2 protein-coding genes, 1 tRNA gene and 1 pseudogene are annotated in these 3,047 nt (G+C 73.3%); 2 read left to right on the top strand and 2 right to left on the bottom strand.

Annotated features, from left to right (window positions below):
• On the bottom strand, positions 1 to 181 hold a 181-nt coding region (locus ACYVE9_RS20915), incomplete at its 3' end, for a hypothetical protein (protein ID WP_461029425.1).
• 5 nt (positions 182 to 186) lie between these two features.
• Positions 187 to 1,989, bottom strand: a complete 1,803-nt coding sequence (locus ACYVE9_RS20910; protein WP_461029424.1) for a GTPase domain-containing protein — start codon at positions 1,987 to 1,989, stop codon at positions 187 to 189.
• A 256-nt stretch (positions 1,990 to 2,245) separates the two neighbouring features.
• On the opposite strand from ACYVE9_RS20910, the gene ACYVE9_RS20905 reads away from it, so the two are divergent.
• Positions 2,246 to 2,321, top strand: a tRNA-Arg gene (locus tag ACYVE9_RS20905).
• A gap of 295 nt (positions 2,322 to 2,616) precedes the next feature.
• A pseudogene (locus ACYVE9_RS20900) lies at positions 2,617 to 3,047 on the top strand (hypothetical protein); the annotation flags it as partial.

Genomic DNA, 3,047 nt, shown 5'->3' with positions numbered 1-3,047 from the left:
CCCGCTCCACGTCGGCGGGACCGGGGGCGGGGCCGCCGGGGGCGGGCGGAGGCGGGTCCGCCGCCCGGGTGGGGGGACGTGAGCGGCGGGCGATGAGACCGTCGTCCCAGGACCGTTCCTCCCCGTCGGGTGCCCGTTCGGGTGTGTTCCCGGTACGGACGTCTCCCATCGATCCGGACACCGCCCTCACCTCTCCTTCTGCAGTCGTGACAGTGCGGCGATCAGTTCGACCTGTTGCTCCGGTCCGACGTCCAGCACCTCGAACGGGGCCAGCCGGCGTTCCCGTTCGGCCTGCAGCGCCTGGGTGACACAGCCGTCGAGCACCTCGGTGCCGCGCGCGTACAGCCGGGCGGCCTCGGTGCCGCCGAGCATCTCGGCCAGCGCCTGCGTCGCGCCCAGCCGCCGAGGGCCTCCGAGCAGGGCCGCCGCCAGCAGGGCCGCGGTCTCCTCGGCGGTGCCGGGTGCACCGCCGTGCTCGCGGAACGCGTCCTCGGCCAGCTCCTCGGTGCAGCGGTGCCAGCGGCGGACGAGCAGGCCGATGCGCTCCTCCGTGGTGATGACGTCGGCGCAGACGTCCACCGGCACGCCCGCCGCGCCCGGCTCGTCACGCCAGGCCGCCGCGATGTGCTCCTCCGCGGCGGAGACGGCACCGGACAGCATCGCCACCAGGCCGTCGGTGCAGGCGTGCAGGATCTCGTCGCCGCCGCTGTCCACGGGGAAGCCGCGCCAGCGCGCGTCGGCCTCCCCCGCCAGCAGTTCCCCGGCGACGAGCTGCCGGCGCACCCGGTCGGTGGCCTCGTCGTAGGCCTCGTCGACGTGGAGCATCAGCCGCAGCGCCGCCGCGTGCTGGGCGGCGACCGCGCCGGCCAGGGCGGGCACCCGGCGACTCAGCGAGTCCAGCACGCCGTAGGCCGTCCTGCTGCCGGCCACCGACCGGGCTCCCGGGTTGGTGACGCGGTGGGACAGCCACAGGCGCAGCGGTCCGACGGCGCTCGCGGGCAGCAGCCCGGAGTTGCCGCTCGCCGACTCGGGCAGTTCGGGAATGGTGAAGCGGGGAATGTCGCCGAGCCCGGCCCGGTCCAGCAGGGCGGCGTAGCTGCGGGCCACCTCCACCGCGATCTGGTGCGGTACCCGGTCGAGCACGGTGGCCAGGGTGACGTCGAACTCCTTCGCGGACCGCAGCAGGTGCCAGGGCACGGCGTCGGCGTACCGGGCCGCGGTGGTGACCAGGACCCAGATGTCGGCCGCGCAGATCAGCCGGGCCGCCAGGTCGCGGTTCTCCGCCACCAGCGAGTCGATGTCGGGCGCGTCGAGCAGCGCCAGCCCGGCGGGCACTGCGTCGTCCGTCTCCACGCGCAACGCGAGCGACGGCTCGTCGGCGTACGCGTCCTCCGGCTCCTCGCCGCCCGGGCCGCCCTGCGGGTGGCTGGCGGAACGCCGGTCGGGGCGGGGGCGGGAGTCGGCGCCGGGGTCGGGGCGGGTACCCCCGTACTCGGACCGGTATCCGCCGCTCGGGCTGTCGCCGCCGCTGCCGTCGTCGCCCTCGGGGGCGTACGCGTCGTCCGGGAGCGGGGTGCGCACCCGTTCCAGCCGGGGCAGCACCCACTCGCCGTCGAACCAGTGCCGGTCGTCGGGGTGACAGACCAGCACCGGTGTGCGGGTCGTCGGGCGCAGCACGCCGGCCTCGGTGACGCGGCGCCCGACAAGCGAGTTGACCAGGGTGGACTTGCCGGCGCCGCTGGATCCGCCGATCACCGCGAGCAGCGGTGCGCCGGGTTCCCTCAGCCGCGGCATCAGGTAGTCCTCGAGCTGTGCCAGCAGTTCGGCCCGGGACCGGCGCGCCCGTCCGGCACCGGGCAGCGGCAGCGGAAAGCGGGCAGCGGCTACGCGGTCGTGCAGCGCGACGAGCGCGTCGAGCAGTTCGGTGCGTGCTTCCAAGATCGCCACATAGTGAAGAATGCCCAATATTGCGCCGTTTTTGAAGCGCATTCAGGTAAGAACGACCCGTTTTGCCCCCTGCGGCAGATGAGGTGCGAGCGGCTGCGGGCATAACGAGTGCACAACACCCGCCGCACTCCCGGCACAAACCGATGCACCGCTCGCACTAGCCTGCGATTATCGGAGCGCTTCACTGAACCTCCACAGGGTGTCGCGGACGTGAAGCAAACAGGAGCGACCACGGGGACCCTTATCCTGTTGCGAGCAAGGTCCTCCCGGGGGCTCCGCCCATCCGCGACCGAGGCCGGCCCCCGTAGCTCAGTGGATAGAGCAGGCGCCTTCTAAGCGCTTGGCCGCAGGTTCGAGTCCTGCCGGGGGCGCCATGCCCGTACCTCGTACAGCCCTCCCTCGCGGAGGGCTTTTTCACGGTCGGCCCATTCTTACGGTTGCGATGTAGTGCCCGCATAAGCGGGGAATCACCGCAGACGACGAAGGCGGCGGCCACGTCCTGCGACACCCGGCACTCGTCGGGAATTGCCGCCCGGGCCGCACCGGGATCTCACCGCCCCGAGTGATACCCGCACGGCATCCCGGTGACTGGACGAGAATCCGCACACCGCACACACGCCCGCAAAGTGCAAAAATCAGCACAGAAGGGGTAGGGCTGGAGGAGGTGCGGTGGACGAGGACACTGTCGCCGAGCGGCTCTACGGACTGCGCCCTGAGGAGTTCACCGCCGCACGGGACGAGCAGGTCAGGGCCGCTCGCAGAGCCGGGGAGCCCGAGCTGGCCCGGCGGGTCAAGGCCCTGCGCCGGCCCACCGTGTCGGCGTGGGCCGGCAACCTCCTGGTGCGGGAGGAGCCCGACGAGGTGGCTCCGCTGATCCGGCTGGGTGAGCAGCTGCGCTCCGCGCACCACGATCTCGACGGCGGGCAGCTGCGTGAGCTGGCCCGCCGGCAGCACGCCTTGATCGGCGCACTGTCCCGCCAGGCGCGCGACCTCGCGGCCGCGGCCGGCCACCCGCTGGGCGAGGACGCGCAACGAGAGGTGGAGGGCACCCTGCACGCCGTCCTGGCCGACCCGGACGCCGCCCGCGCGTGGGCCTCCGG

The organism is Streptomyces sparsus (assembly GCF_054776295.1).
Note: the sequence above shows the minus strand (reverse complement) of the source record. Positions and strands in the feature narration are given on the sequence as shown.

Bases quoted from the DNA above. Each gene is read 5' to 3' on its own strand.
- ACYVE9_RS20910 (WP_461029424.1), bottom strand. From the start codon at position 1,989: ATGCGCTTCAAAAACGGCGCAATATTGGGCATTCTTCACTATGTGGCG.